Genomic DNA, 23,495 nt, shown 5'->3' on the forward strand with positions numbered 1-23,495 from the left:
GCAAGATGAACATTGGCCCCAGCTTGTCTGGGGCCCCGAGGCACTCCGTGCCCGGACCGACCGGAGACCTGAATGACCAGCAGCGGCAAAGTCAGAATTTATGAGTTGTCCAAGGACCTTGGCCTGGACAACAAGGACGTGCTTGATGCCGCTGAAAAGCTGTCCATTGCGGCGAAAAGCCACAGCAGCTCCATCAGTGAGACAGAAGCAGGCAAGATCCGCGGCCTGCTCAAGAAAGGCATGCAACCAGCAGCACCAGCCAAACCACCTGCGGGCAAAGCCATCCTGTCCGTCAAAAAAGCTGAGGCTCCAGTGGCAGCACCGGCAAAATCACCGGTCAAGCCCACTGCTGCCGCACCGAGCAGACCGGTGGCAGCCAAACCATCGGCAACCACGCCGGTAGCTGCCAAAGCGCCACAACCCTCCAAAGCTTCGACTCCCTCGGCGCCTAAGCAACCTGTGGCGCGCCAATCGACAGCCAGTGCCCCGGTCAGCCGCCCAGCGCCTGCAAATCCCGCTGCGGCAGCCAAAACCCCACCGGCTCGACCGGCGGCAGCACCGGTGAGCAAGCCCACAGCACCGCAACCGCGGCCAGCAGCCCCCAGTGCAAAGCCAGTGGCAAGCAAGCCGCTCACACCAAGCCCAAGACCAGTTCAGGCCAAAGGAGGCGGAGCTCCCCGACCAGCAGCTCCACCCCCGGTCAAACGCAGCGCACCTACACCCCAACGACCGCCAGCCAGACCTGAACTGGTGGGACGGCCTCAGCCGAAACGCCCTCCTGGGCCTCCGACGCGAGCCGGCAACGGACAACGCCCTGGCGTCAGCCCACGTCCAAGTCAGGCCGGTAGCCAAAATCAGCGGCCCGCCATGCCGCAACGACCCGGGGCCCCTCAACGGCCTGGATCTCCATCTCGTCCCGGAGCCAGCAAAACTGCAGGCGGACGGCCCGGAGCAGCACGCTCGGGCGGCAACACCCTCGAATTGGTGGGTAAACCCATCCGTCGCGATGGTCAGGGAGCAGGAGGTCGCGATAGCAGTGGCCGACCGGCGCCTCCAAGTCGTCCGGGCATGCCCAGCGGCATGCGCAAGCCGATGGCGCCCGGTGAGCTCATGCAGCTGCAAAAACCGAGTGGGCGCCCTGGAGCACCGCCACCGCGCCGCGCCGATGGCTCACCGGTAACGCCTCGCACGGCAGAAGGACCGACCCGAAAGGCGGTGCCCCCAATCGCACGGCCGGCCACATCGCCATCCCCTGCAGCCGCACCCCGCCGGCCTGGTTACCGACCCGCACCTGGTGCAGGTGGTCAGCGTCGTCCCGGACGACCCGACTGGGATGACAGCGCCAAGCTGGAAGCACTGCGGAGCCGTTCTCCCCAGAAGCAGCGGCAAAAGGTCCACATCATTGGCGAAAACGATGATGCCCTGGCTGCACAGACCGGCGGCTTCGCCGGTGAGCAGCAGGCCATGGTGCTCTCTGCAAGCCTGGCTCGTCCCTCCAAGCCGAAGACACCGCACCGCTCAACGCCGAAACCGGTGGCTGCCGTCCGCAAGCGCCGCAAGGAGACAGCCCGTCAGCGTCAGCGGCGACGGGCCATGGAGCTTCGCGCTGCACGCGAGGCCAAGCAAGTCAGGCCCGAGATGATCGTTGTGCCGGAGGACAACCTCACGGTGCAGGAGCTTGCCGACATGCTCAGTGTGGAGAGCTCCGAAATCATCAAATCCCTGTTCTTCAAGGGCATCATCGCCACGGTGACCCAAAGCTTGGATATGCCGACCATCGAGGCGGTGGCCGACGAATTCGGGGTGCCGGTACTCCAGGACGATGTGGAGGAAGCCGCCAAGAAGACCGTCGAGATGATCGAGGAGAAAGACCTCGAGCATCTGATCCGCCGTCCGCCCGTGGTCACGGTGATGGGCCACGTCGACCATGGCAAGACGAGCCTGCTGGATGCGATTCGAAAAGCGCGCGTTGCTGCTGGCGAGGCAGGCGGCATCACCCAGCACATCGGCGCCTACCAAGTGGAGGTTGAACACAACAAGCAACCCCGCAAGATCACCTTCCTCGACACTCCTGGGCACGAAGCCTTTACTGCCATGCGTGCCCGTGGCACCAAGGTGACCGACGTCGCTGTTCTGGTGGTCGCTGCCGATGATGGCGTCAGGCCTCAGACACTGGAGGCCATCAGCCATGCCCGTGCTGCCGAAGTGCCGATCGTGGTTGCCATCAACAAGTGCGACAAGGAAGGTGCCTCCCCAGACCGGGTCAAACAGGAACTGTCAGATCAGAACCTGTTGGCAGAAGAATGGGGCGGCGATGTCGTGATGGTGCCCGTCAGTGCCATCAAGGGCGAAAACATCGACAAATTGCTGGAAATGATCCTGCTGGTCACCGAAGTGGAAGACCTACAGGCCAATCCCGATCGCATGGCCCGCGGCACCGTGATCGAAGCGCATCTCGACAAAGCGAAGGGTCCTGTGGCCACGCTGCTGGTTCAGAACGGCACCCTCAAAACAGGCGACGTTCTGGCCGCTGGCCCTGTGCTTGGCAAAGTCCGCGCCATGGTCGACGATGCCGGCAAGCGCATGAAGGAGGCCGGACCTTCCTTCGCCGTTGAGGCGCTTGGCTTCAGTGAAGTGCCAACAGCAGGCGATGAATTCGAGGTGTATACCGACGAAAAATCCGCCCGTGCAGTCGTGGGAGACAGGGCATCCGATGCCCGTGCCACCCGACTGGCTCAACAGATGGCCTCAAGGCGTGTATCGCTCACAGCCATGTCTGGCCAGGCAAGCGATGGCGAGCTTAAGGAGCTCAACCTCATTCTCAAGGCCGACGTCCAAGGCAGTGTGGAAGCGATTCTCGGATCGCTGGAACAGCTACCGAAGGACGAAGTCCAGGTTCGGGTTCTGCTCTCGGCACCTGGTGAAATCACGGAAACAGACGTCGATCTTGCAGCGGCCTCCGGTGCCGTGATCGTGGGTTTCAACACCTCAATGGCCTCCGGTGCGAAACGCGCCGCAGATGCCACGGGCGTTGATGTGCGCGATTACGACGTGATCTACAAACTGCTCGAGGACATTCAGCTGGCGATGGAAGGCCTCCTGGAGCCAGAGTTGGTCGAAGAGGCCTTGGGAGAAGCGGAAGTGCGTGCGGTGTTTACCATCGGCAAGAGCGCCGTGGCCGGTTGCTACATCACCACTGGCAAGCTGCAACGCAACTGCAAGGTGCGTGTCCGTCGGGGCAAAGAAGTGGTGTTCGAAGGCGACCTCGACTCCCTCCGTCGCAACAAGGACGACGTCAAGGAAGTCGCCACCGGATTCGAGTGCGGCATTGGCTGCGATCGTTTTGCTAATTGGGAGGAAGGCGACCGGATTGAAGGCTTCAAGATGGTCACCCAACGCCGCAAGCTGAGCACCTGACCGTCACCCCCTGCCCCGATCCATCGTGAGTTCTCGTCGCGAGCCCCTGTTGTGGCTTCAGTGTCTGGCCCTTGGCGCCATCCCACTGGAGCTGCTGGTGCTTCGACTTGTGCTCGCCGGCTCAGACCTGGGCCCATTCCCTGCCCTGGAAAGACTCTTGACCTGGGGCATCGGGGCTCTCGCACCAGCCTTTCTGCTCTGGCGGCGATCACCAGACTGGGGATCACTGCTCCTTCTGCGACTTCCCCTAGCCGATCGCACCAAGCGCCAGCGGCAGCTCAGCGCGGCCCAAACCACTCTCCCTTTGAAACTGCTTGGGAGTGCAGGTGTCGTGCCCTTGCTGCTGTTGTTGTGGTGGATCGATGCCTCCGCCCTGCTAGTGGCGGACTTGTCGCCGCTGCAGCACGGCAGCCGCCTGGGGAGCCTGCTGATTGCGGCGCCCCTCCTGGCTCTTCTCCTATGGCAATGGCATCAGCTGATTCAGACCAGTTGGCTACTGACCAGAGACAACGATGCCCTGGACCGCTTGACCCCACTGAGCGAAGCCGAGTTGCAACAGACAACTCTGTCATTAGGCCTGAGTCTGCTCCGGCTGCCAGACCTGGACTGGGGTCCTGAGGTCGTTGCTGATTCGCAGCCGAAAGCACCGACAACACCACCTGCAGCCAGTTCAGACGAACGGTCAGCGGTCGAATCCACCCCAACAACCACCTCCGCAACAACCACCATCGATGCAAGCGACGCCGATGGAAGTGATGTCGATGTAAGTGATGTCGATGTAAGCGACGCAGATGCAAGCGATGTCGCTGCAACCGCCGTCGATGCCAGTGGCGGCACAACAGACGATCACCAAACGCCTGAGATCCCATCAGCGGGGCAACAAGAGAGCGACGACAACGTGGAAGAGACGGCAGGGCAGGACCAGGCCCTGAAAGACAGCGAGGCTGAAGACCAGCACCAGCCTGAGGATGTCAGCGAAAAACTGGACACCCCCACCACGATCAGCGAAGACCTCTCTGCAACACGTTCCACTCCTGCGCCAGACAGCAATGACACTCCTGCAGCAGGAGCAGTGGCTTCCGATCCTGGATTAGCCGTCCTTGGAGCGATCGAACCAGAGCAGCCCTCCGAAGGTCATGACGGCCCCGATCTGGATAGCGAGGTCGGAGAGCACGACACTGTCGCCAGCGCTGACGCGAAAACTCATCACGAACAGGCCGAGGCCACCGGAGGCGAAGAGAGCGATCCAGAGCAACCGGCGCAACCCTCTCCAGGGAGTGCGTGACTCTTTAAGAAGCCTCTCCCTCAGTGCAGGATCCAACTGACCATTGGGGTTCTGACCGTTCAATCCCTTGAGGCTGCAGTCCAGAATGTTAAGTTCCAATCGACGCCGATGTAGCTCAGCTGGTAGAGCAACGCTTTCGTAAAGCGTGGGTCGCCTGTTCAAGTCAGGTCATCGGCTTAAGACTCAAACCCAGTTGCAGCAGGAGCTTTCCTCTGTCGCTGGGTTTTTATTTGCCTTGAATTTTGACGAGTTTTGGGGCTTGCTCTCACCCTGCTCTCACTATGTGGTTATGCTTGACCCACGCCTACCTGCTCTCACCCCATGGCTGACGCAGCCAAATGGATCACCAGACTTCGCAACAGCTGCCCGAAGGGCTGGTCTGTCCGCAACATGCGGGGCAAGGTCTTCCTGAGCGTTCGTTCCGGCAAGGGAGGCACCACCGCCACGACCGTGACGCTGCCAATCGCCTGGGCTGCCGACACCGTGCCCGAGACAGTGCAGCTGATCACCGAACTCCACAAGTTGGTGGGTGAGGGTTTCGACCTGCGGGATGCGGTCGCCAAATCCACTCAGCCCGCCGCGGCCACACGTCCAACAGTGACGAGCGAATGGCCAGTGCTGGTGGAAAAATTCCAGGCTGACCGCGAAGTGCTGGCACCCGTTACCGAAACCAGCTGGAAGCGCAATTACAAGCCGTTCCTTGAACGCATCGTTCTGCTGATGGGCACGTCATCGCCTCCGGCTAATGCACGGGCGCTGGCCATCCGTCTGATTGAGCCTTGGGCTGAAATGCCAACCAACAGAGGCAAGGCAATCAAGTGCCTGCGGTTGTTCCTCGAGTTCGGCGTAGAGGAATGCAACCTGCCGCCTGAAAGCTGGACGCTGACGGATCGCGCAGTAAAGCAACTCCGCGGCGCGAAAGCAGAGCGCCGCACCGTGGCGACGATCACTGACGCTGAAATCCTGCGTTTGCTGGATTCATTGGCTGACAGCGATGCAGCAAACCGCTGGAGGAATGCCATTCAGCTGATGGCGCTTTACGGCCTCAGACCAGAAGAACTGAATCACCTTGTGGTGAAGCCGCACCCGACAACAAAGCAGCCAGCGCTGTTCTGCACTTATCAGAAGGTCTGCAATCGAGTGAAGACAAAGCCGCGTTGGTTGATGCCTTTGCCGCTCACTGATGCCTTTGGCGAGCAGGTCGATTGGAACCTCGCCGGCGCAATGGCCATCGGTCAATTGCCGCTGCCGCCTTTGGCTGACAAGTACGCAGTGCGGACATTTCTTGAGCGTCAGAAGTATTGGCTTGAGCTCAAGCAGCAATATGCGGACTGCGGCGAATGGGTCCGCCCATACAGCTTCAGGAATGCTTTCTCGCTGCGTGCCCATCACTTAGGGCATCGGAATGATGTGATCTGCATGGCCATGGGCCACAGCTTGAGCACTCATGAAAGCAGTTACGAGTGGGCTCGAGATGAGTCCGTTCTGGAGCACGTCTGATCCCGACTAAATCCACCCATAGCGTCGTTCTGTGCCGGCAATGTGTTGCGCACACCGGAAATAGTGTTAGCTTGCCTACACGATGTTGGGGCTTCGAGCCCCCCTCTCTGCTCTGGCAGAGGGCCAGCGCCCACCGGGATGGCTTCCAGTGGTGAATCGGGTCGGGTTGCCGTTAATCGCTGTTCCTCTGCGATTCCTTCCCCATCCGTATGACTCGACGCTCCTCAAAGAAACCACTCGGCTCACGACGCATTCGCCTTGAGCTCCCGCCAGAGCTTCAAGGAAACGAGCGTCAGATCCGCGAATTTCTGAGCACCGCTGGCCATTCGTCAGTTGTGCCTGAGGGCTGCGTTCTCATTGTCGAAGCTCCTACTTGCGTCATGCAAGAGCACAAGCGGCGGACGATGAAAGCCATTCGGCGATCGCAGAAGTTCTGGGCTGACCAGAAACAAACCCAGGAACAAAAGCAGCAATAACGGCCTCAGCCAGTACACCCATTTACTGGCACCAATGCTTGTAAACACCCCATGGCTCCTGTCAGGAGATATGGCGTCTGAGCTCGGAATTTCCGTCCGGACGCTTCACTACTACCGAACGATTGATCAGTCCCCGTGGATTGATGGTCGGCACTACAAACGCCGCACACCGGCGGATAAATCGCCCTGGATTTGGAACGCTGAACTCACGCTCAAAGCGTGGGAAGTGGCCAAAGGAGGTGCAGCGTGAGCAGCACCACCAACGAAGCTCCATATGGGCAGATGGCCTGGGGGCTCAACCCCAGCAACCCCGCCGCTAATGAGGCTTGGCGGAAACGGATGAAACACGCCGCCAAGGTGATGAACCGCGCTTCCGATGTCTTCTATGCGGAAGCCGGCCATGACCTGCCCCTCCCCTATCAATCCCATCCAACCCACGTTCAGTTGGCCGCTGCAGCGGTTGCTGATCAGATGGCCGGCCAGGGATTGCACCCCCTCCACGATTCATTCGCGTGGGCCGTCTATGGCAGCAGCCAGGACGAAATGCGCGACCTCCAGAACACCCTCACCTCAGAGGAATGGCAGGAGGTTGATGACCTGGCGCGGGAGACCTTGGCCCAGCGAATGGTTGCAGTCCTGCTGCACAAGGCGCTGAACAACAGCGACATCCCCCTGGCCGACTTCATCGTGGAAGCGCTGGAACACACCAGCAGCGGCGAACTGGATGAGCTGGTCAAGTTGGCCACCCGGACGCATCGCAGCGAGGAGGTGCAGTCATGACGACCATGACCGACCGCAAGGCCTTGATCACCGAAGGCATGCGCGATCTGCTGATGCTGCACCGGCAACTGCAGCCAGACACTCCTGACTGGGAACGGCGCATGCCACTGATCGCCGCGTTTTCAATGCTCACCGCCAAGGGAGACGCCGGCGCAACGGATCGGATGGATTCGATGAATGGACTGCTCGATGTTCTTCAGCAGGAGGGCATCACAGCACCAGGGAGGGGCAAGTCATGACGATCCCTGATTTCTCTGTGGACAGCCGCCAGCGCCACATTGACCTGCGCATCTGCAATGAGCTGATGGAGGCCGTGGAGATGGCCAAGGTCGATGGGCGCTCTCTGGCTGGGACGGATCTGCTCTCACAAGTCGACCCGTCGATGACAGACGAGGAGTTCTGGCAATTCGTCTTCAGAGCCTGCAACCGATACAGCCGGGAGCTGGTGGGACCCTCTCTCCAGGGGGCCATCTGATGGCGAAAGACGGCTGGTTTGAGGGGGTCATATGAGACCTCTCCTCAAGATCAAGCGCCGCTTAGAGGACATCGATCGTGCCCTCGAGCGCCAGCGCACTGCGACGACAAAGCAGCTGCCTGAACTGTTGCGGCTCCGGCGGGAATGCCTGCTCGAGATACGGGATTTGGAAAGCAATTACTGGGGGCACTGATGAGCAGAAAACCCCCAAAACTGCTGTCTCATGATCAGGACGCACTGCTCAGATCCGAGCTGGTGCGTCTGGCTTCAGAGCTCCATCCGATCACCGTTCGCGGTCTCTATTACCAAGCAGTGGTGTCCGCATTACTTGATTACATCACCAAGGACAGCCTGGGCAGCCGGGTCAATTACAACCTTGTCCAAACTCGCGTCTTGAATCTGCGCAAAGCAGGAGTGATGTCCTGGGAATGGGTGGTGGATGAATCTCGAGCCAGTTATTGGCAGCCTCGCTGGGTGGATCCTTCTGGCTTTGCATGGACAGCACCGCACTACTACCGACTGGACTTCTGGCGTGAGCAGCGGATCCGGCCGTTAGTGATCGTGGAGAAGGCAGGTCAAATACCTGTTTATCTCCAGCACGCTCGGCAATTCGGCTTGGATGTGGTGGCCTGCAAGGGTTATGGCTCTGCCAGTTACTTGCGGTCAGTGGCCCTCAGCGTGGATGAGCACATCCGTGAAGGGCAAGCCATTCAGCTTCTGGTCTGCGCTGATTTCGATCCAAGCGGTGACGATTGGCCGCGGGCAGCATTGGAGGAGATCCAATCGCATGTCAGTGAGCCGGAGGCCGTAACGATGCAGCGGGTACTTGTGACCCGCGATGACCTAGACGGCTTTGGCGCACTTGTCGCGCTGCGAGGCGCCAACAAAAACGACAGCCGCACAATGAGATTTCTTGAGCGGCATGGCTTTATGCCCGAACAAGAGGTCTGTGTGGAGATGGATGCAATGAATCCAGCTGAAGCTCGGCAGCGGATTGAAGACATCGCATTAGATTTATTTGATGGCGATCTTGAAAAAGAGCGCAACATCGAATCAGAACAACGTGAGCAGATCACGATGGCTCTGAAATCACTGTCTTGACACTTTAAAGATCATGAAGCCCCCATAAGGGGGCTTTTTTGTGTGTAGAAATGCTTAAGAAAGTAATGAAGTTAGATACATCTGCCGGCAAAGAGATGCAGACGCAGGCAAAGACCGACGTGAGCCATTTTTGAATCCATGTAGTGTTCGAACGTCGTCACCCAATGACACTTGATGCCGCTCACTATTCCAGCCCCGAACTGCAACAGAGAACGCAAATGTCCTCTGACTTTGGTTCTGTCACCCGAACAAAAGGATTACATCGAGCTATATCGAAAAAGCCAAGGACTCCGCTCCATGGCTGAAGCTGCGCGACAGCTTCTGTATCTCGGAAGCCTGGCAACCGCCGAAGCTTGATCCAAAAAAAACGGCCCGCAGGACACCACTCCTCGGGCCACTGTCGAAAGCCACTGCACCAATGACTATTAGGACTTTACCCAGAACGCAGGGAGCTGATTCCCTTCTCTGCAGATGTTGTTGCGCTGCAGCGGTGCATCCAGAAGAACTGATCGATAAATTCCCAGGCCGTGCACCTATCTGGGCGCATCGTGCTGTTGATCAGATGCTCATCGCTCAGGAGCTGAGCTGACATGAGCTGGTTCTCTGAACTCGATCGTCTCCAGCCCCTCGTCGATGACCTCGCATTCCTTCCCGTCGGTTGGGGAAATGAAGGCAAAGGACCGATGCTCAATGGCTGGCAGAAACATGCTGGCTTCAGCGTTGATCAGCTGCAAACCGCTGATGGCATGCGATCCGTTGGTGCTCGCACTGGGCTGCTAACAGGGCCGCTCCTTTGCTTTGACTTCGACGGTGAAACAGCCCTCGGGCTGGGGATTTATCCATGGGAAGCCACTACCTGGCAGGTCCATCGCGATAACGATCCTTTCCGCCTGAAGGTGCTCTGCCGGCCAACGCCAGAACAGCTCGAGATGCTGCCTCAGCAACTTGATGGCACGGTCGAATTTCAGGGCAAAACGATCACCGCACCAAAGCAAGACGACGCCAAAGGCGAAGCCCTTGAGGTGTTCTTCTTTGGTGGCCGGCAAGTGATCGTCCTGGGAGAGCACCCATCGAGCGGCGGCAATTATTTCTGGCCTGCTGGGCTCGGCCCTGAAGCACTAAACGCTCCACCTGATGACTGGTGGGCTCATGCCGTCAGCATCGCGCTGAAGCAAACAGCCTTGGCTGCTTCTGGGTCTAGGCCATCAAAAACACGCAACGGCACCCGTCGACTCGATCCCTGCCCGATCTGCGGCAGACATTCGGGCCGTGGTGGTTCTGCTCTCTGGTGTGACGAGACATCCGATGGGCTGATCCTTTGCATGCCTGGATCCACCTTCAGCGCAGAGCAGTCCCATGGGCCGCTCTCGATTGGTCAGGTCGTCAACGGTTACGCGCTGGTCAAGCGCACCGGTGATGTCCTCACCTTCAAGCCTCATCAACCCCTTCCGTGCCGGCGGAAACGAAATGCCCGGAACCAACACCTCGCCCGATTGGCGGTAACTGCCTCATGACTTCCATTCCCTCCATTTCAGAAATCAACCTGGAACTTGATGAAGCCAGGGCACTCACTGAAGAAGACCTCACGCGATATTTCACCGCGCAGGTTGAACAGGCACTGCTACATGCACCTGACCCTGATTCCCCTCCGCCAGCGCCGCTAATCACCGTCAACGGCCAGACCTACCAATGGGCCGCTAACTATTACCGCTTGATTTCCACGAGCAAGCTCAAGCGAAAGATCGTCGAGATCGCACGGGTCACCAAAGTGCCGCTCAAGGATGGCGGCGAAAGCCATCCATTCATGAAGCCTCGGTTCATTACTGAAGCGCTGCAATGGATCCAGCTACGGACAGAACGCGACGCAGAAGAGCTCAACCCTGATGGCTACGTCAATTGCCGCAATGGAGTGCTGCACATTTCATGGGATGGATCCCGCCCTATCCCCACGCTGGAAATCCATGACCCGGAACAGCACCTCTTCACTGATCCCCCTGGCGTCACTTACAACGCCGAGGCCGATCTGACCTACGCCAATCAACTTCTCGAATGCTTCAGCGTTGAAGGCCGTGCCCTCTTCCTGGAGGTGGCCGGCGCAACGCTCGATGTTGATGCCGTCCGCAGTCGTGGCCATCGCATCCCCGCGACGATGCTCATCGGTACCGGCAAGAACGGCAAGGACACCATCCGCGAAGCATTGGGCCGGCTGCATGGCAGCAGTTCCGTCGCGATCCTTTCCATCAAGGATTGGCAGGGCTACGAATCAGGGTCCGGTCGAGGCCGATTCAGCGTCTCGCAACTGGATCGCGCACGACTCTCCATCGGTTCTGAGAACAGCGGCGCTTTCAAGATCGACAACCTCGAATCACTAAAGGCCGCCATCACCGGTGAGCCGATGTACGTCGAAGACAAAGGCATCAAAGGGAACTGGATCACCCCACGGGCTGCCTTCCTGTTCTTCCTGAATCAGCCGCCACTGCTTGATGGAGGCAGTGCTGCAATCGCCTCGCGCTGGGGTGTCATCAAGATGCCGCACACCTACAGCGTTCAACCCAAACCCGGTCAGAAAACAGCAGACCCACGGTTCAAACACGATCCTGATTTCTTGGCGGAGAAAGTCCTGCCAGGCCTGCTCAATCTCCTGATCCAAACCCTTGGGGATGTTGTGCAGCATGGCTTCAGCCTCGATGCAGTCAGCGATGACCTGCAAGAGCTCAGAGAAGCTACCTGCCACATTCATGGCTTCCTCCGTGATGCCGGCTATCGCGTCACCAATGACATCACCGATGAAGTCGAGGCCAAGGACATCTGGGAAGACCTGACGCGCTGGTACAAGGACAACGATTGGATGGCCATGGATCGCATTGGCGATTGGAAGTTCATCAGCACCAAAGACGGTGACGAACCAATCCGCGCTGCCCGATTGCTGCCCAAACGGCTCATGCAGCTCTATCCAGACATCAAGCCCGATAGAGCCACAACCTCCGATCGAAGAGTGCTGGTTTATGGCATCAAACGGGTGGGGGCAAACACAACTGATCTGGGGGCAAATGAATGCCCCTTCTGAAGGCAAAGGAGGCAAACCGGAGGCAAGCACGGATGCAAATGTTCAGTGATTGCAGTCGCGCGGAGGCAACGGAGGCAAATCAACTATTACGTCAGACCACAGAACTGACAATCAGGAGACCGGGGGCAAACTGCATCCGCTGCGGAGTCAAATCGGTGGCAAATCTGGTGGCAAGATCCCAGTCACACCAATACTTCGGAGGCAATGGAGCTAAACCTCTATATCTATTCAATGTTTTATTAAAAGGGGTATATAAAACGCGTGGAGAAATATCTGACCGGGGTAGGGCATTTTGCCTCCATTGCCTCCTTGCCTCCGACATAGAACCGCTAATCTTGGTTCATGAGCCAAACGGTCGTAAAACAAACGGACCCTTCAGAGGGCAAATCTGCTCCGGGGAAATACAAGCGCAAGCGGTCCCAAGAACTCATCACACGTGATATTCGGGCCTACGAACTGCACATGAATGGTTCCTCCATTCGGGCCATCGGTGATGACATCGGCGTTAAGTCCTCCCGCACTGCATGGGAAGCAGTTAGGCGAGGGGAAAAGCATGTCGAGGAAAACGGAATCAACATCACCCGGCGAACGATTGAAATTGACCAGCTGTTCAAGAACACCCTTGGACACCTTGCAGGGGAAATCTCACGCCAGGCCGGCGAGGGCCGGATTCAAACGATCGAGCGCAGCGATGGCTCGAGGGAGATCCGCAGGACAAAAGGAATCGATCCCCGCACTGCTGAGGCGCTGGCCAGATCCGCTGATCAGTGGGCTCAGTTCCTGGGCATCACTGATCGCGCCAATGAAACGACTCAACAGGCCACGGTGATCAACCTGAGTGCTCCTGCCGATGGCGCTTCTTTCTCTGATCGCTGGAGCTCTGCAGAGACTGTCGATGTGACCACGAGTGAGAGCAAAAGTGAGAGCACAGACCTACTCATGCCGGCAGATGCAAGTGCAGACCTGCATAGACCTACGCCTAGCGGAGGCGTCAAAGGGACTTCTGGCCATCCCGCAGTCGGGACACCTGCCCTCGAGCAGCAGGAGCTGATCTGATGACTGTTGCCCCCGTCGCCGGCAGTGCCGGCATCGAGATCCGCGAGCCCACGCTCACCCAGCGCCTCATGTTGGATGCGCCACACGGCGATGACCTTTGCGTGATCAGTGCTCGAGGCACAGGCAAGAGCTGGGGCATTGCGCTGCTGGTGGCCAGGGACGCGGCGCACTTCAAATCGAAGTTCAGCTGCCTGATTACTCGAACCACCTTTCAGGGCCTCACCGAGCTCCAGGGCCTGCTGTGGCGCTACCTGACGGTGGCATTCCCAGGCACGACCTACTCGAGCGGGGACCTGACATTCAGGCTCGGCGGCAAGGACATGCCATTCGGGAAGCTCGAGCTGGCTTACACCGGTGCTGGCCCAGCTGAGCAGGTGAAGGCACTGGCCCGGCTGCAGGGTCGATCGTTCATCACGGCGATCCATGACGAGGTGGGAAATCACTTCGACAGTGCGTTTATCGACCAGGCCGCTGCCACGTTGCGTGGACCTGCTGGGGTGCCGACGAGGACCATCCTGCTGGGGAATCCTGGCGGTCCAGCGCATCCATGGCTGCAGGCGAGATATGGGATTCCAGCGGGTTATCCAGAGCCAGGGAAGGCCTCGAGGTTCTGGTCAGAGGATCTGGGCAAGCACGTCATCTTTGCCAGTTTCACGGCCAGCTCGAATCAGCATTTGGATGTTGATGCCTATATCCGGAACATCAGGATTGCAGCTGCTGATGACCCTGCGCTGCTGGATGCGTGGCTGCATGGGCGGCTGGATGTGGACATTGCTGGAGCGTTCTTTGGCTCGAGCTTCGGGATCCGGAGATCACTGCGAGATGTGCGACCTGGCGGCATCAGACAGGACGTACTGCGTCGAGCGTTTGTCTGCATGGACTGGGGCTGCAGTGCACCGACAGTGGCGTATTTGTGTTTACCAGATCCAGAGGGTGCACCAAAGGGGAGCATCCATTTACTGGATGAGTTTTATGTAGCTGCCAGCACGGCGGGTGGGCAGCGTGACTGGACGCGTGGCACTTATCTGAGCAATGCCGAGCAAGCAGTGGGAATTATGGAGTGGCTGAGCCGCTGGGGATTAAGGACTGGGAGCACGAGTGTGGTTGCAGACGATGCGGTGTTTAACGCGACGGGAGGGCCGAAAGGGAGTGTGGCGGGGGACTTTAAGGATGCGGGCTGCCCGTTGGTTAGGGCTGGGAAGATGCAAGCGAGGGAGGCATCGGGGCTGAGTTTGGTGCGGACGATGTTGCAGGCAGCTGGGAGGGATCCAGAGACGCCGTGGCTGCTGTGGACTAGGTCGTGTGAGGGTTTAATGGCTACATGGCCGACGCTGCCTAGGCATCCGAGGGATGTGGAGCGGATTGCAGATGGCTGTGCGAATCACAGTTTGGATGCGGTGAGATATGGGGTGCAGTGGTGGCGGAGCAAGTGGGTAGCAAACAGGCCGGTGGCTGTGTATTAGGGATGAAGATAATTAAGGGAGATGTTGTGAGGTTGGCGTCAAGTGTGACGCGTGCTGAATTTGGGGTGGAATTATGTGATGAGGATGGCGAGATGTTGGAGATTGATGGTGTTGTTGAGAGTGAGAGGAATGAATATTGGGTGAAAGTAATTATCAGGAGAATGATTCCAATGGGGAGGTTATGCAGGGCTGCGGAGGGCGCGGTGCTGCGAAGGGTGAGGAGAGATGAGGTATTGGGTGTAATTGAGGGTGAAGCGCGGTTATGGCCTGATGCGAGGTCGCTGCAGGGAGTGAATGATGAGCGCAGGGGAAAGGCGCGGAAGGAAGTTATGCCAGTGATGTGGACCGTTGGTGCAGAGGAGTGCCCAGCCGAAAATTCCCCGAGTGGGCGATGGCCTCAGCAGAGGTCTGATGGATAATTCAGGCATGGATGAGCCTGCTCCCAAAATCATCTCCCGCAAGGAAGCGCAGGCCCAAGGTCTCAAGCGCTACTACACAGGCAAGCCTTGCAAGCACGGCCACATAGCAGAACGCTCTGTAAGCGATAGAAAATGCCTTGAATGCAACCGTTCAAATGTGTCTAGGTTTAGAGAAAATCACCCTGAAAGTATTAGAGAAACCAACAAGAAAGGCTGGTCAAAACTCTCGCCAGAACATAAGCGAGAAAAGGCAAAACGCTATAGAACCAACAATCGCGAAAGCTATCTGCAAGGAATGCGCAACCATTATGAGCAAAACAAAGCTTATTACAAGCAGAGAAGGCATGAAACCCTGCGAAATTTAGCCGATCAATACAATGAATTGAGCGCAGAAGAGCAGCAACGTGTAGATGCAATTTATGCTGAGGCCAATGAATTAAACGCACGCGATGGAGCACGCTCTTGGCACGTTGACCACATCAAGCCATTAGCCAAAGGCGGCAAACATCACCCCGACAACCTTCAGATACTCACCGCCGAAGAGAACCTAAGCAAAGGAGCAAAGTACGAGGCAGAAGATTCTTAAGCAGATTCGATCGGAACAAAATCTTCCTCAGTTCCGTTACCAAGCTCAGCCTCAACGGGCGCAACCAAGCAAAGCCCGGCATCATGCGCGGACTGACGCCTGATCCATGCATCGGTCCCTGCGCCTGTCCTTATCGCTGAGCGGTGTTGCTGCACTGGCACTCGCTAATGGCGCTCTGCTGCCTGCCATTGCTCAAGAGGCAGGTGGCGCAGAAGATCTGGGGGTGATGGAGATCAACCTCAAGGATGCTGTTCAGTTCAATTGGGGTTTCCAAGGCGCATTGCAAGGAGCAGGAACACCGAATCAAGCAGGTATTGGTGGGTTCTTGCCCCTGTCTGTTGGCGAGAACAGTGTGTTCTTTGCTGATGTGTTGCTCAATGCCAACTTTGCTGATTACGGCGGCAACAGCAGCATCGTCAATACAGAGGTTGCTGGCACAACGATCAGTACCTCATCAAGGCTTGGCTACCGCTGGCTGAATAGCGACCGCAGCTGGATGTATGGCGTGAACGGCGGCTATGACAGCAGGCCGATGAATACAGGCAATGCTGAAACAGGTGTCACGCTCTACGACAAGGAAAGTGCGTTCTTCCAGCAGATCGCAGCAGGTTTAGAAGCAGTATCAGATTCCTGGAACTTCAATGCCTATGCCTTAATCCCTGTTGGTGATACAGAGCAGCAGCTAAATAGAGCCTTTCAAGGCGGCGCGCTTGATACCTATGGGCTTGATGTTGGTTATGCAATCACTCCAGAGTGGGATGCCTCAATTGGTTACTACTACCAAAGCGGTGATCTAGGAGAAGCAGATGGATCTGGCGTGCAGGTCGAGCTGGATTATCAGATCGCTTATGGTTTAACTGCTGGTATCAATGTTTCCTATGACGAAGCGTTTGAAACCAGAGTTTCAGGCAACATTGAGTATCGCTTTGGCAGCAATAGTTCAGCTGCAGAAACGAAGAAAAAAGCATGGCAAAAGCCAACCATTCAAGCTTTATCTGAAAGTGTTAAAAACAGAAATATCCGCGTTCATGATGCAGCAGGTTCATGCAAAGTGTTTGATCCGCGCAATGGTAAATTTATAAATTCGGTACCCCAAAGTCAGTTCCAGTTTATGGATGAAATTATTAATCCCGGCGCGTCCCTGGAAATTATTAATGCTGATGGACAAGTGGTAAAGTTGCATTGTAGCCCTGGCGCAAAAGATGCAACCGCTAACGGCTGGGAGCCCGCTTGAGTACAAGCCCATCTAGGATCTAATATCTCATCAAAACTCGCTTAAAGCAGCTCATTGGCGGTTCAATACCTGGCACGATTGAGCGCAGTTGAGCAGAAGTAGATCAGGCAATTAGTTATTCAATAGGAACGAAATCTTCCTCAGTGCCATTCACAAGTTCACCGCCAGTAAGTGCCCCGAGAGTGTCGACAACGGTGGGATAGGGATCCTCTCCGAGCTTTGCCTTGGCTCGCTTCCATCTCTCAACATCTCAACCCTCAGCAGGGTGGCAGTAAAAAACCCCACTCATGAGAGCGGGGCATTGCGTTGAAAGGGCTTGGCTCAGAAGGCGCAGCCGTCACCACCGCTAAGAGGACTGATCATCTGACCAGAGTTCTCGCTGAACTTGCCTGACATGTAGGACGTACCACCAGGACCAGAGTTGGCGCCGAGTTCAGCAACAGGGTTGAGTGATTTCCCGAAGCTGTCCATCCCAGCGGCTGGTTCGAAGGTTTCAGTCATGTAGGTCGAACCACCAGGACCAGCAGTGCCGCCGAGGTGTGGAGCGGTGCCTGGGTTGTCGATGATGATTCCATGCTCATTCCTACCTGCATCAAAGCCAGGAGAGGGGACGTCCCCGCAGGTCGCCATGACACTCCCTGCATAGGCAGCTAAATCGTATAAACCAGGAAAAACCAAGCTTTCTGCTGTCATGAAAGTCGAACCACCAGGACCAGCAGTGCCGCCGACGTTCTCCCTCATGCCGAACACCACATCGTTGTTGTCTTGGTCACCAGATCTGATGTCCTCGAAGTAAACAACTTGTATGCCCTTAATGGAACGATCAATGCCGGGGAAGCGGCTACCAATGGGCACGTTTTGACCACAACCTTCTTGGATCCCCACATCGTTGGCGTCGTAGTCACCAACGGTCCTGTCTTCAAAGGTGCTGGCACCACCGTTTGTCCAGATTTTCGTTGGACGACCTTCACCTCTAAGGGAGTCGCCGCCACCACCTGTCGTGAAGTGGTTGTCATCAACGATCACGCTTCCTTTGGTGTCGATGTCTTGAGGCTTGAAAACACCCTCACCCCCAAGGGGGCCCAACAGCTGACCACCGGGTCCTTTGTAAAAGGTTTGTCCATCTTGTTGAACCAGTGAAAGAGGTCCACGAACGCCAAGTGCAAGATCGCCTTGAGGAGCTGGTTTACCGGTGATTGCATCGAAGGTGACCATGTGAGGCATGGATTTAAAAGCGGTGGAGGGTCTCCCCTCTCGATGAACCAACCATCGGCCGAATCAACGGTTCACCTGGCGACCTGCCTCACCAACAGCTGTGAGGTTGGTCACAGGTGCTCAAAACCTAGTCACCACCTAGGCGGGCACCGCTTCCACCCGCCGGACTTCTGCATCGTTTCCCAGGCTTCGATGGCGTTGTGCCTGAGCATCCTGCGCACCACAGGCTGACCACTGCCGCGTAACGGTCTGGTCTCCACTACCACCCACTTCGCATGGGCTGTAGGCATGTCATTCCTGAACCGGCAGACCTTCTGTTGCTCTGTGCTTAGTAGCCACCCTTCCCCGTCTTTCGGGGCGTGGCGATCAACAAGAGGGCGATCCTTGCTTGGCATCACCACAGGATGGCGAAACAGCCTTGGCTGCAGGCGGCACACTGAATTCACCTAGACCAGCGCCCATGCCTGCTGTTGAACTGACCTGCCTTCAAACACTGGCGGATCTGGAGCAACTGGAGGGGCCGTGCATGGATGCACTGAGCGATGGAGACCCTGAAGGGGTGGCAACAGTGTTGCGGCTGGGGCTGAGTCATATGGCGATGACTGCCAAACGGCTCACTGATGCAATGGTTTTGGATCGGCTGGATGCTGAGGAATTGCTTGAAAAGGGTGAGAGCACTGCTCTCACTTTTGCGTCGAACCCTGCTTGCAGAGGTATGCAGAGGCAAGCGGGTGAGAGCGTAAATCCAGTCTCTGACTAGAAAACCCTTGCAATGACTGGGCTCTGGGACGCCTTCGTAAAGCGTGGGTCGCCTGTTCAAGTCAGGTCATCGGCTTTGCTTCCGCATCGGCCCCCAAGAACGACTCCATTTGAGGAGTCCAGGCTCAGACGCAATCGTGACCGCCAGGGCCTCAGGATCCCCGATCAGCGAAGCCGTTCAAACTTGCATTCCTTCCCTCAGCCCTCAAGTGAGCAACCTCTGGGTGAGCGGGAAGCAGAGCCTCGATGATCAGGAACGAACCTGCCGCAGCCAGAGATCCGGCTAAAGCAGCAGTGCAAACACACACTGCACCGTGCATCAGGTCTTTCATGGTTGAAGGGCTGCTGCATTCAGCCTCTGCCTGAAACGGGAAAAGAGTGGTGAGACGGGTCTCAACAATCAGTGCGCAGTGTCACAACTGAATCAAACTGAAGATCCATGGTGAACGGCTGCAGATGAGCGGCATGGAGCCGACCAAGCTGGAGAGGCTGCACCGCAGCTACAGCCGCGATGCGGAACTGGATGAAGCCTTCATCGTTCTCACCATCGGTGCCAGCCTGATTGCCACCCTCGGCTTATTGGCAAACAGTTCAGCTGTGGTGATCGGGGCGATGGTGGTTGCACCATGGATCCACCCATTACGCGCCAGTGCCTTTGCAGTTCTGCTCGGTCGCGTTCGACTGTTGGGCCGATCGCTGAGCACCCTGGCGATCGGGGTTGCGCTGACAACCGTTTTATCTGCATTGCTGGGTGCACTGGTCGCACTGCCCCAGTTCGGCAGCGAGGTCACAGCGCGCACCATGCCCAACCTGCTGGACCTTGGCATTGCTCTTGTTGCAGGTGGACTCGCGAGCTACGCCAAAATGCGAAGCGACGCAGTGAGCTCCCTGGCAGGGACGGCGATCGCCGTGGCTCTGGTACCACCGGTGTGCGTGATGGGCCTGCTGCTGTCACAACAGGATTGGTCCTTAGCCGCAGGCGCAGGCCTCCTCTTTTCCACCAACCTTCTGGGGATCCTGACGGGAGGGTTGATGTTGATGGCCTGGAAAGACCCGTTCTTCCGCGAGCAACTCACCCGCAGTCGCCTAAGTGCAGCCAGCTTCGCGCTGACTGGCTTACTCATCGTGCCCCTTGGCACCAGTTTCATCAGCCTGCTCCAAGCCAAAAATCAAGACAACATCAAAAACCTCGTGGAGATCACGATTCGTCGTTTTCTCGAGGATGAAACCATCACCTTTGGCGATGTGAAAGGTGTTCCTGAAAGCGAGGCGGTGAACCTTGAATCGGTGCGAATTGATTGGGATGTTCAACCACCAGTCATCCGCGCCCGGGTCAGTGTGAGTGACCCTCGTTTTCCCACCTTCACACAGGTGAAAGCGGTGCAGAAAGAGATCAACAAGCGTCAGCGAATGCAGTTTCAACTGGTGGTGGAACGCACCGCTGTGGAAGTGGTGGGTCCCCCACCCAAAACACCGACGATCGAACTCGATAGCCGCTTGGATGAAGTGCTGCTGCCTCAGCCACCTGGAGCAGGGCAAGAGCCGTCTGCAACTGACACGTCGACACTCTCTGACGAGATCACAACGGAAGCTGATGCCAAGCCTGCGGACAGAGAACACCGCCTGATTCCGGAACCGGCAACCCAGAACAAGGTCACTCCAACAGATGCTCAGACAGCACCGCACCGCCATCCCTCAAGTCAGACGACTGAAGGACCGCAACCGAACCTGGACGATTGGTGACGGTGAAGAGCACGGAGATGAGGCGGCGTCTTGCACGATGAGGCGACCGAAGTCAGCCTCAGCAGCCACGCCTGTCTTCATCCCCAAAAAGGGAGGCGACCAAGTGCCATATCCCCTCTATAAATCGCTTATCAGCAGGACTTGCCTCCATGTCCATCCGCATTGGCATTAATGGCTTTGGCCGCATTGGACGCCTGGCCTTCCGGCAGGCCATGGCCTGCCCGGATGTTGAGGTGGTTGCCATCAACGACCTGATCGAAATCGATTACCTCGCCTATCTGCTTCGCTACGACTCGACCCACCGACGCTTTCCGGGGGAGATTCGAGTCGAGAACGGTCAGTTGCTGGTGAATGGACGCACAATTCGCGTCACGGCCGAACGCGACCCCCTGCAACTGCGTTGGGGAGAGGTGGGCGCCGACTACGTGCTGGAAAGCACAGGCTTTTTTCTGACGGAGGAGAAGGCCCGTGCACACCTGGAGGCTGGAGCCCAACGCGTGGTGATGAGTGCCCCCTCGAAAGATCACACCCCGATGTACGTGATGGGGGTGAACCACACCAGCTATGCGGGGCAGCCGATCGTGTCGAATGCCAGCTGCACCACCAACTGTCTGGCTCCCCTGGCCAAGGTCGTCAACGATAACTTCGGCATCGTCAGCGGCCTGATGACGACAGTGCATGCCACCACTGCCACCCAAAAACCAATCGACAGCCCATCACTCAAGGATTGGCGCGGTGGGCGTGGCGCCGGTCAGAGCATCATTCCCAGTTCAACCGGTGCGGCGAAGGCAGTCGGTCGTGTGATCCCCGAACTGAATGGAAAGCTGACGGGGATGGCATTCCGCGTCCCAACGCCTGACGTGTCCGTCGTTGATCTCACCGTGAACCTGGCGCGCCCCACCAGCTACGAAGAGATCAAGCTGGCGATGAAAAAGGCATCCCAGAACGGATTATCCGGAATCCTCGGCTACACGGAAGACCCGATCGTTTCGAATGACCTACTCGGTGAAAGTTGCACGTCCGTCTTTGATGCCGGAGCAGGGATGGCGCTCAATGATCAGTTCATGAAGCTGGTGGCCTGGTACGACAACGAATGGGCCTACAGCTGCAAGTGCATTGATCTGATTCGTCACATGGCTTCTTCCTGAACCAAAAGGAGGGTTTGCACCACACGTGCGAGGCAACCAACCAGCCTGGTGAATGCAACCAGAGAGCCAGTGAACACCAACACTTCAACGACATTGGTGTTCACTGACTCTCTGGTTGCGGATTCTGCCGAATGCGGGTGGCTTGATCTGCAGTTGCATCACCAGCAGCCGTGTGATCAGACAGCCCATGGCAGTCAAAATGACGGCTGTATTCAGAGGGATCGGATTGACGCTGTTTGAATCGGCGTAGAAGCTGATAAACAGAGACAGGACGAATCCCCAGAACAGAGAGATCTCCGCATATATCTCATGCCTCAAGGTGGGATGGCTTGCATCAGCACGGATGACATCCCTAAGGATCGCCCCTCCAGCACCGGTCATGGCACTAAACACAGGGCCCCAAATCAACAGGGGATCACATTGTTCCTCAACAGCCACAATCACACCCACCACCGTGAACGCTGCCAGGCCAAGGGCATCCAGCACCTGAATCATCCAGGCACCATTCAGCCTTAGGTGATGCGTCCAGCGCGGCAACCGTCGAGGCCACGGAGCACGCATCACGATGTCACTGAACAGCACGAGCACAATCACGATCGTGAGGTTATGGACGGACTGCAACACCGCAGGACGGTCGCGATTCACAATCAGATCCCTCAGGATCCCTCCACCCACGGCAGGAAGGCTGGCCAGCACAAAGGCACCGAAGAGGCTGAATCGTTCCTGCTGAGCTAGCAGCACTCCGGAGAAAGCAAAAGCAGCAGTCCCAATAGTTTCCAGCGCAAAAAACCAGGGCTGCCCAGCGGTCATACCAAGCAGCGTTGGGAAGAGATAGTCACGAACAATCTGGTTGTAACGCCCCTCCTGCCGCAAGGTTTCCATGGCGTGGTTGAAGGCGTTCACCAGAGCTGGCGAGGTGGTGCGACGACTAAAGAGCACCACAATCGGGCCGCTGAAGATCGGTTGATTGCCAGCAACCAGCTGGCTTGTAAAGCCCTGCTCCCAGAGCAACGTGCCCCCCACCAGCCTGTCGATAGCCACCAGATCGACTTTGCCGTCAATCAGGTTCTGGAGGTTGTTCAGATCCGTGCTCGTGGAAAGCCACCGGCCCCGGTTGGATGGCGCTCTAAGAAACTGATCAATCGCATCGCCGTAGACGTAGCCCGACACAACACCCAAGCGCAGCTGGCTCTTAGGGAATGACTGGGAGAAGACCGATGGTTGGAGCATGGCCCGGGCCGTGGGCTGATCCCTCCGACTGATCAGAATGATGTCTTCCGTTCGATATGGCTCGGAAAAATAGGCGTATTGGCTGCGTTCCTCCGTCATGAAGGCCCCGCCGGCCACATCCCGATCGCCGCTCCTGATCTGCTTCTGGTGCCGGTCCCAACCAACCTGTGGCAGCTCCAGTGTGCGACCGAGCTTGTCTTCGAACACGGCCCTCAAAAGCTGCACGTCGAGACCGGTGATCCGGCGCATGTTGTCGGACTTCTCGAGGTACTGATAGGGCTTCCAGGGATACCAGCCACCACGGATCACCTGGTCCTGCATCGCATTGGCAGAGCTGGGCCCCCCAAGTGCGAGCAGGAGAGCCAGGCAGATCCCCCATGCGACAGCCATCAAGCGACCGTTCGCTCTCCACTGATCTCCGGCGGGTCCGTTCACAACAAGCGCCATTCCCCTGGCTTGCATGCTGCTCCAGGCAACTGAGATCAACAACAAAAAGCCCCCACCTAGCGGCGGGGGCTTTACTTTGCGATTCAGCTTGCGC

21 protein-coding genes, 1 tRNA gene and 1 pseudogene are annotated in these 23,495 nt (G+C 57.4%); 19 read left to right on the forward strand and 4 right to left on the reverse strand.

Features of this window, described 5'->3' with window-relative positions; all coding sequences use genetic code 11:
• Nucleotides 1-72 precede the first annotated feature (72 nt).
• Both infB and DXY16_RS06880 read left to right on the forward strand, forming a co-directional pair.
• On the forward strand, nt 73-3,417 hold the full coding sequence (infB, locus tag DXY16_RS06875) for a translation initiation factor IF-2 (RefSeq protein WP_115120515.1): 3,345 nt from the start codon (nt 73-75) through the stop codon (nt 3,415-3,417).
• Between the two features lie 97 nt (nt 3,418-3,514).
• A pseudogene (locus DXY16_RS06880) lies at nt 3,515-3,952 on the forward strand (low-complexity tail membrane protein); the annotation flags it as partial.
• A gap of 555 nt (nt 3,953-4,507) precedes the next feature.
• Here DXY16_RS06880 and DXY16_RS06885 read toward each other — a convergent pair.
• Nucleotides 4,508-4,801 carry a DUF3493 domain-containing protein gene (locus tag DXY16_RS06885; protein ID WP_371410880.1) on the reverse strand — a complete coding sequence of 98 codons (294 nt, stop codon included), beginning with the start codon at nt 4,799-4,801 and terminating at the stop codon, nt 4,508-4,510.
• Nucleotides 4,802-4,806: 5 nt separating this feature from the next.
• Between DXY16_RS06885 and DXY16_RS06890 the strand changes: the two genes are divergently transcribed.
• The 14 genes from DXY16_RS06890 (at nt 4,807) to DXY16_RS06960 (ending at nt 16,859) form a co-directional block, all read left to right on the forward strand.
• Nucleotides 4,807-4,879, forward strand: a tRNA-Thr gene (locus tag DXY16_RS06890).
• A 144-nt stretch (nt 4,880-5,023) separates the two neighbouring features.
• Complete coding sequence (locus DXY16_RS06895; RefSeq protein WP_115120516.1) at nt 5,024-6,202, forward strand: hypothetical protein; 1,179 nt, start codon at nt 5,024-5,026, stop codon at nt 6,200-6,202.
• A 546-nt stretch (nt 6,203-6,748) separates the two neighbouring features.
• On the forward strand, nt 6,749-6,928 hold the full coding sequence (locus tag DXY16_RS06905) for a hypothetical protein (RefSeq protein ID WP_137007061.1): 180 nt from the start codon (nt 6,749-6,751) through the stop codon (nt 6,926-6,928).
• Nucleotides 6,925-7,458, forward strand: coding sequence for a hypothetical protein (locus tag DXY16_RS06910; protein ID WP_115120519.1), 534 nt, complete (start codon nt 6,925-6,927; stop codon nt 7,456-7,458). The genes DXY16_RS06905 and DXY16_RS06910 overlap by 4 nt, the downstream gene beginning before the upstream one ends.
• A complete protein-coding gene (locus DXY16_RS06915; protein ID WP_137007062.1) occupies nt 7,455-7,697 on the forward strand; it encodes a hypothetical protein in 243 nt (80 codons plus the stop codon). Before DXY16_RS06910 ends, DXY16_RS06915 begins: the two co-directional genes overlap by 4 nt.
• Nucleotides 7,694-7,933, forward strand: a complete 240-nt coding sequence (locus DXY16_RS06920; protein WP_115120521.1) for a hypothetical protein — start codon at nt 7,694-7,696, stop codon at nt 7,931-7,933. Before DXY16_RS06915 ends, DXY16_RS06920 begins: the two co-directional genes overlap by 4 nt.
• A gap of 31 nt (nt 7,934-7,964) precedes the next feature.
• Nucleotides 7,965-8,126, forward strand: coding sequence for a hypothetical protein (locus tag DXY16_RS14720; RefSeq protein ID WP_170953878.1), 162 nt, complete (start codon nt 7,965-7,967; stop codon nt 8,124-8,126).
• The gene (locus DXY16_RS06925; protein WP_115120522.1) at nt 8,126-9,034 is read left to right on the forward strand and encodes a hypothetical protein; all 909 of its coding nucleotides are present in this window, start codon (nt 8,126-8,128) and stop codon (nt 9,032-9,034) included. The genes DXY16_RS14720 and DXY16_RS06925 overlap by 1 nt, the downstream gene beginning before the upstream one ends.
• 590 nt (nt 9,035-9,624) lie before the next feature.
• Nucleotides 9,625-10,548, forward strand: a complete 924-nt coding sequence (locus DXY16_RS06930) for a hypothetical protein (RefSeq protein ID WP_115120523.1) — start codon at nt 9,625-9,627, stop codon at nt 10,546-10,548.
• Entirely contained in the window at nt 10,545-12,101 is a 1,557-nt protein-coding gene (locus DXY16_RS06935; RefSeq protein ID WP_115120524.1) for a DUF5906 domain-containing protein, read from the forward strand. The genes DXY16_RS06930 and DXY16_RS06935 overlap by 4 nt, the downstream gene beginning before the upstream one ends.
• 342 nt (nt 12,102-12,443) lie before the next feature.
• The gene (locus DXY16_RS06940) at nt 12,444-13,157 is read left to right on the forward strand and encodes a hypothetical protein (RefSeq protein ID WP_137007063.1); all 714 of its coding nucleotides are present in this window, start codon (nt 12,444-12,446) and stop codon (nt 13,155-13,157) included.
• Nucleotides 13,157-14,620 carry a hypothetical protein gene (locus DXY16_RS14955; protein ID WP_179949733.1) on the forward strand — a complete coding sequence of 488 codons (1,464 nt, stop codon included), beginning with the start codon at nt 13,157-13,159 and terminating at the stop codon, nt 14,618-14,620. The genes DXY16_RS06940 and DXY16_RS14955 overlap by 1 nt, the downstream gene beginning before the upstream one ends.
• Nucleotides 14,621-15,031: 411 nt before the next feature.
• Nucleotides 15,032-15,625 (forward strand): HNH endonuclease signature motif containing protein, encoded by a 594-nt coding sequence (locus DXY16_RS06955; RefSeq protein WP_137007064.1) that lies wholly within the window; start codon nt 15,032-15,034, stop codon nt 15,623-15,625.
• Nucleotides 15,626-15,731: 106 nt separating this feature from the next.
• Nucleotides 15,732-16,859: a carbamoyl-phosphate synthase gene (locus DXY16_RS06960; RefSeq protein WP_115120528.1), complete on the forward strand. Its 1,128-nt coding sequence runs from the start codon at nt 15,732-15,734 to the stop codon at nt 16,857-16,859.
• Nucleotides 16,860-17,180: 321 nt separating this feature from the next.
• On the opposite strand, the gene DXY16_RS06965 is transcribed toward DXY16_RS06960, so the two are convergent.
• A complete protein-coding gene (locus DXY16_RS06965; RefSeq protein WP_137007065.1) occupies nt 17,181-18,074 on the reverse strand; it encodes a hypothetical protein in 894 nt (297 codons plus the stop codon).
• 131 nt (nt 18,075-18,205) lie between these two features.
• Nucleotides 18,206-18,469: a DUF1651 domain-containing protein gene (locus DXY16_RS06970; RefSeq protein ID WP_115120530.1), complete on the reverse strand. Its 264-nt coding sequence runs from the start codon at nt 18,467-18,469 to the stop codon at nt 18,206-18,208.
• A 65-nt stretch (nt 18,470-18,534) separates the two neighbouring features.
• On the opposite strand from DXY16_RS06970, the gene DXY16_RS06975 reads away from it, so the two are divergent.
• The 3 genes from DXY16_RS06975 (at nt 18,535) to gap (ending at nt 21,724) form a co-directional block, all read left to right on the forward strand.
• Nucleotides 18,535-18,834 carry a hypothetical protein gene (locus DXY16_RS06975; protein WP_115120531.1) on the forward strand — a complete coding sequence of 100 codons (300 nt, stop codon included), beginning with the start codon at nt 18,535-18,537 and terminating at the stop codon, nt 18,832-18,834.
• Nucleotides 18,835-19,298: 464 nt separating this feature from the next.
• Nucleotides 19,299-20,576, forward strand: a complete 1,278-nt coding sequence (locus tag DXY16_RS06985; RefSeq protein WP_244281590.1) for a DUF389 domain-containing protein — start codon at nt 19,299-19,301, stop codon at nt 20,574-20,576.
• Between the two features lie 149 nt (nt 20,577-20,725).
• A complete protein-coding gene (gene gap / locus DXY16_RS06990; RefSeq protein WP_115120534.1) occupies nt 20,726-21,724 on the forward strand; it encodes a type I glyceraldehyde-3-phosphate dehydrogenase in 999 nt (332 codons plus the stop codon).
• A gap of 84 nt (nt 21,725-21,808) precedes the next feature.
• Here gap and DXY16_RS06995 read toward each other — a convergent pair.
• On the reverse strand, nt 21,809-23,495 hold a 1,687-nt coding region (locus tag DXY16_RS06995), incomplete at its 5' end, for a TRIC cation channel family protein (protein WP_371410881.1).

The sequence above is a fragment of the Synechococcus sp. UW105 genome (genome assembly GCF_900473935.1).
Classification (GTDB): Bacteria; Cyanobacteriota; Cyanobacteriia; order PCC-6307; family Cyanobiaceae; genus Synechococcus_C.

What these genes read in the sequence shown, in the direction of transcription:
- infB (WP_115120515.1), top strand. Translation starts at nt 73, where the DNA reads ATGACCAGCAGCGGCAAAGTCAGAATTTATGAGTTGTCCAAGGACCTT.
- DXY16_RS06895 (WP_115120516.1), top strand. Translation starts at nt 5,024, where the DNA reads ATGGCTGACGCAGCCAAATGGATCACCAGACTTCGCAACAGCTGCCCG.
- DXY16_RS06905 (WP_137007061.1), top strand. Translation starts at nt 6,749, where the DNA reads ATGGCGTCTGAGCTCGGAATTTCCGTCCGGACGCTTCACTACTACCGA.
- DXY16_RS06915 (WP_137007062.1), top strand. Translation starts at nt 7,455, where the DNA reads ATGACGACCATGACCGACCGCAAGGCCTTGATCACCGAAGGCATGCGC.
- DXY16_RS06920 (WP_115120521.1), top strand. Translation starts at nt 7,694, where the DNA reads ATGACGATCCCTGATTTCTCTGTGGACAGCCGCCAGCGCCACATTGAC.
- DXY16_RS14720 (WP_170953878.1), top strand. Translation starts at nt 7,965, where the DNA reads ATGAGACCTCTCCTCAAGATCAAGCGCCGCTTAGAGGACATCGATCGT.
- DXY16_RS06925 (WP_115120522.1), top strand. Translation starts at nt 8,126, where the DNA reads ATGAGCAGAAAACCCCCAAAACTGCTGTCTCATGATCAGGACGCACTG.
- DXY16_RS06930 (WP_115120523.1), top strand. Translation starts at nt 9,625, where the DNA reads ATGAGCTGGTTCTCTGAACTCGATCGTCTCCAGCCCCTCGTCGATGAC.
- DXY16_RS06935 (WP_115120524.1), top strand. Translation starts at nt 10,545, where the DNA reads ATGACTTCCATTCCCTCCATTTCAGAAATCAACCTGGAACTTGATGAA.
- DXY16_RS06940 (WP_137007063.1), top strand. Translation starts at nt 12,444, where the DNA reads ATGAGCCAAACGGTCGTAAAACAAACGGACCCTTCAGAGGGCAAATCT.
- DXY16_RS14955 (WP_179949733.1), top strand. Translation starts at nt 13,157, where the DNA reads ATGACTGTTGCCCCCGTCGCCGGCAGTGCCGGCATCGAGATCCGCGAG.
- DXY16_RS06955 (WP_137007064.1), top strand. Translation starts at nt 15,032, where the DNA reads ATGGATAATTCAGGCATGGATGAGCCTGCTCCCAAAATCATCTCCCGC.
- DXY16_RS06960 (WP_115120528.1), top strand. Translation starts at nt 15,732, where the DNA reads ATGCATCGGTCCCTGCGCCTGTCCTTATCGCTGAGCGGTGTTGCTGCA.
- DXY16_RS06965 (WP_137007065.1), bottom strand. Translation starts at nt 18,074, where the DNA reads ATGGTCACCTTCGATGCAATCACCGGTAAACCAGCTCCTCAAGGCGAT.
- DXY16_RS06970 (WP_115120530.1), bottom strand. Translation starts at nt 18,469, where the DNA reads ATGCCAAGCAAGGATCGCCCTCTTGTTGATCGCCACGCCCCGAAAGAC.
- DXY16_RS06975 (WP_115120531.1), top strand. Translation starts at nt 18,535, where the DNA reads ATGCCTGCTGTTGAACTGACCTGCCTTCAAACACTGGCGGATCTGGAG.
- DXY16_RS06985 (WP_244281590.1), top strand. Translation starts at nt 19,299, where the DNA reads ATGGAGCCGACCAAGCTGGAGAGGCTGCACCGCAGCTACAGCCGCGAT.
- gap (WP_115120534.1), top strand. Translation starts at nt 20,726, where the DNA reads ATGTCCATCCGCATTGGCATTAATGGCTTTGGCCGCATTGGACGCCTG.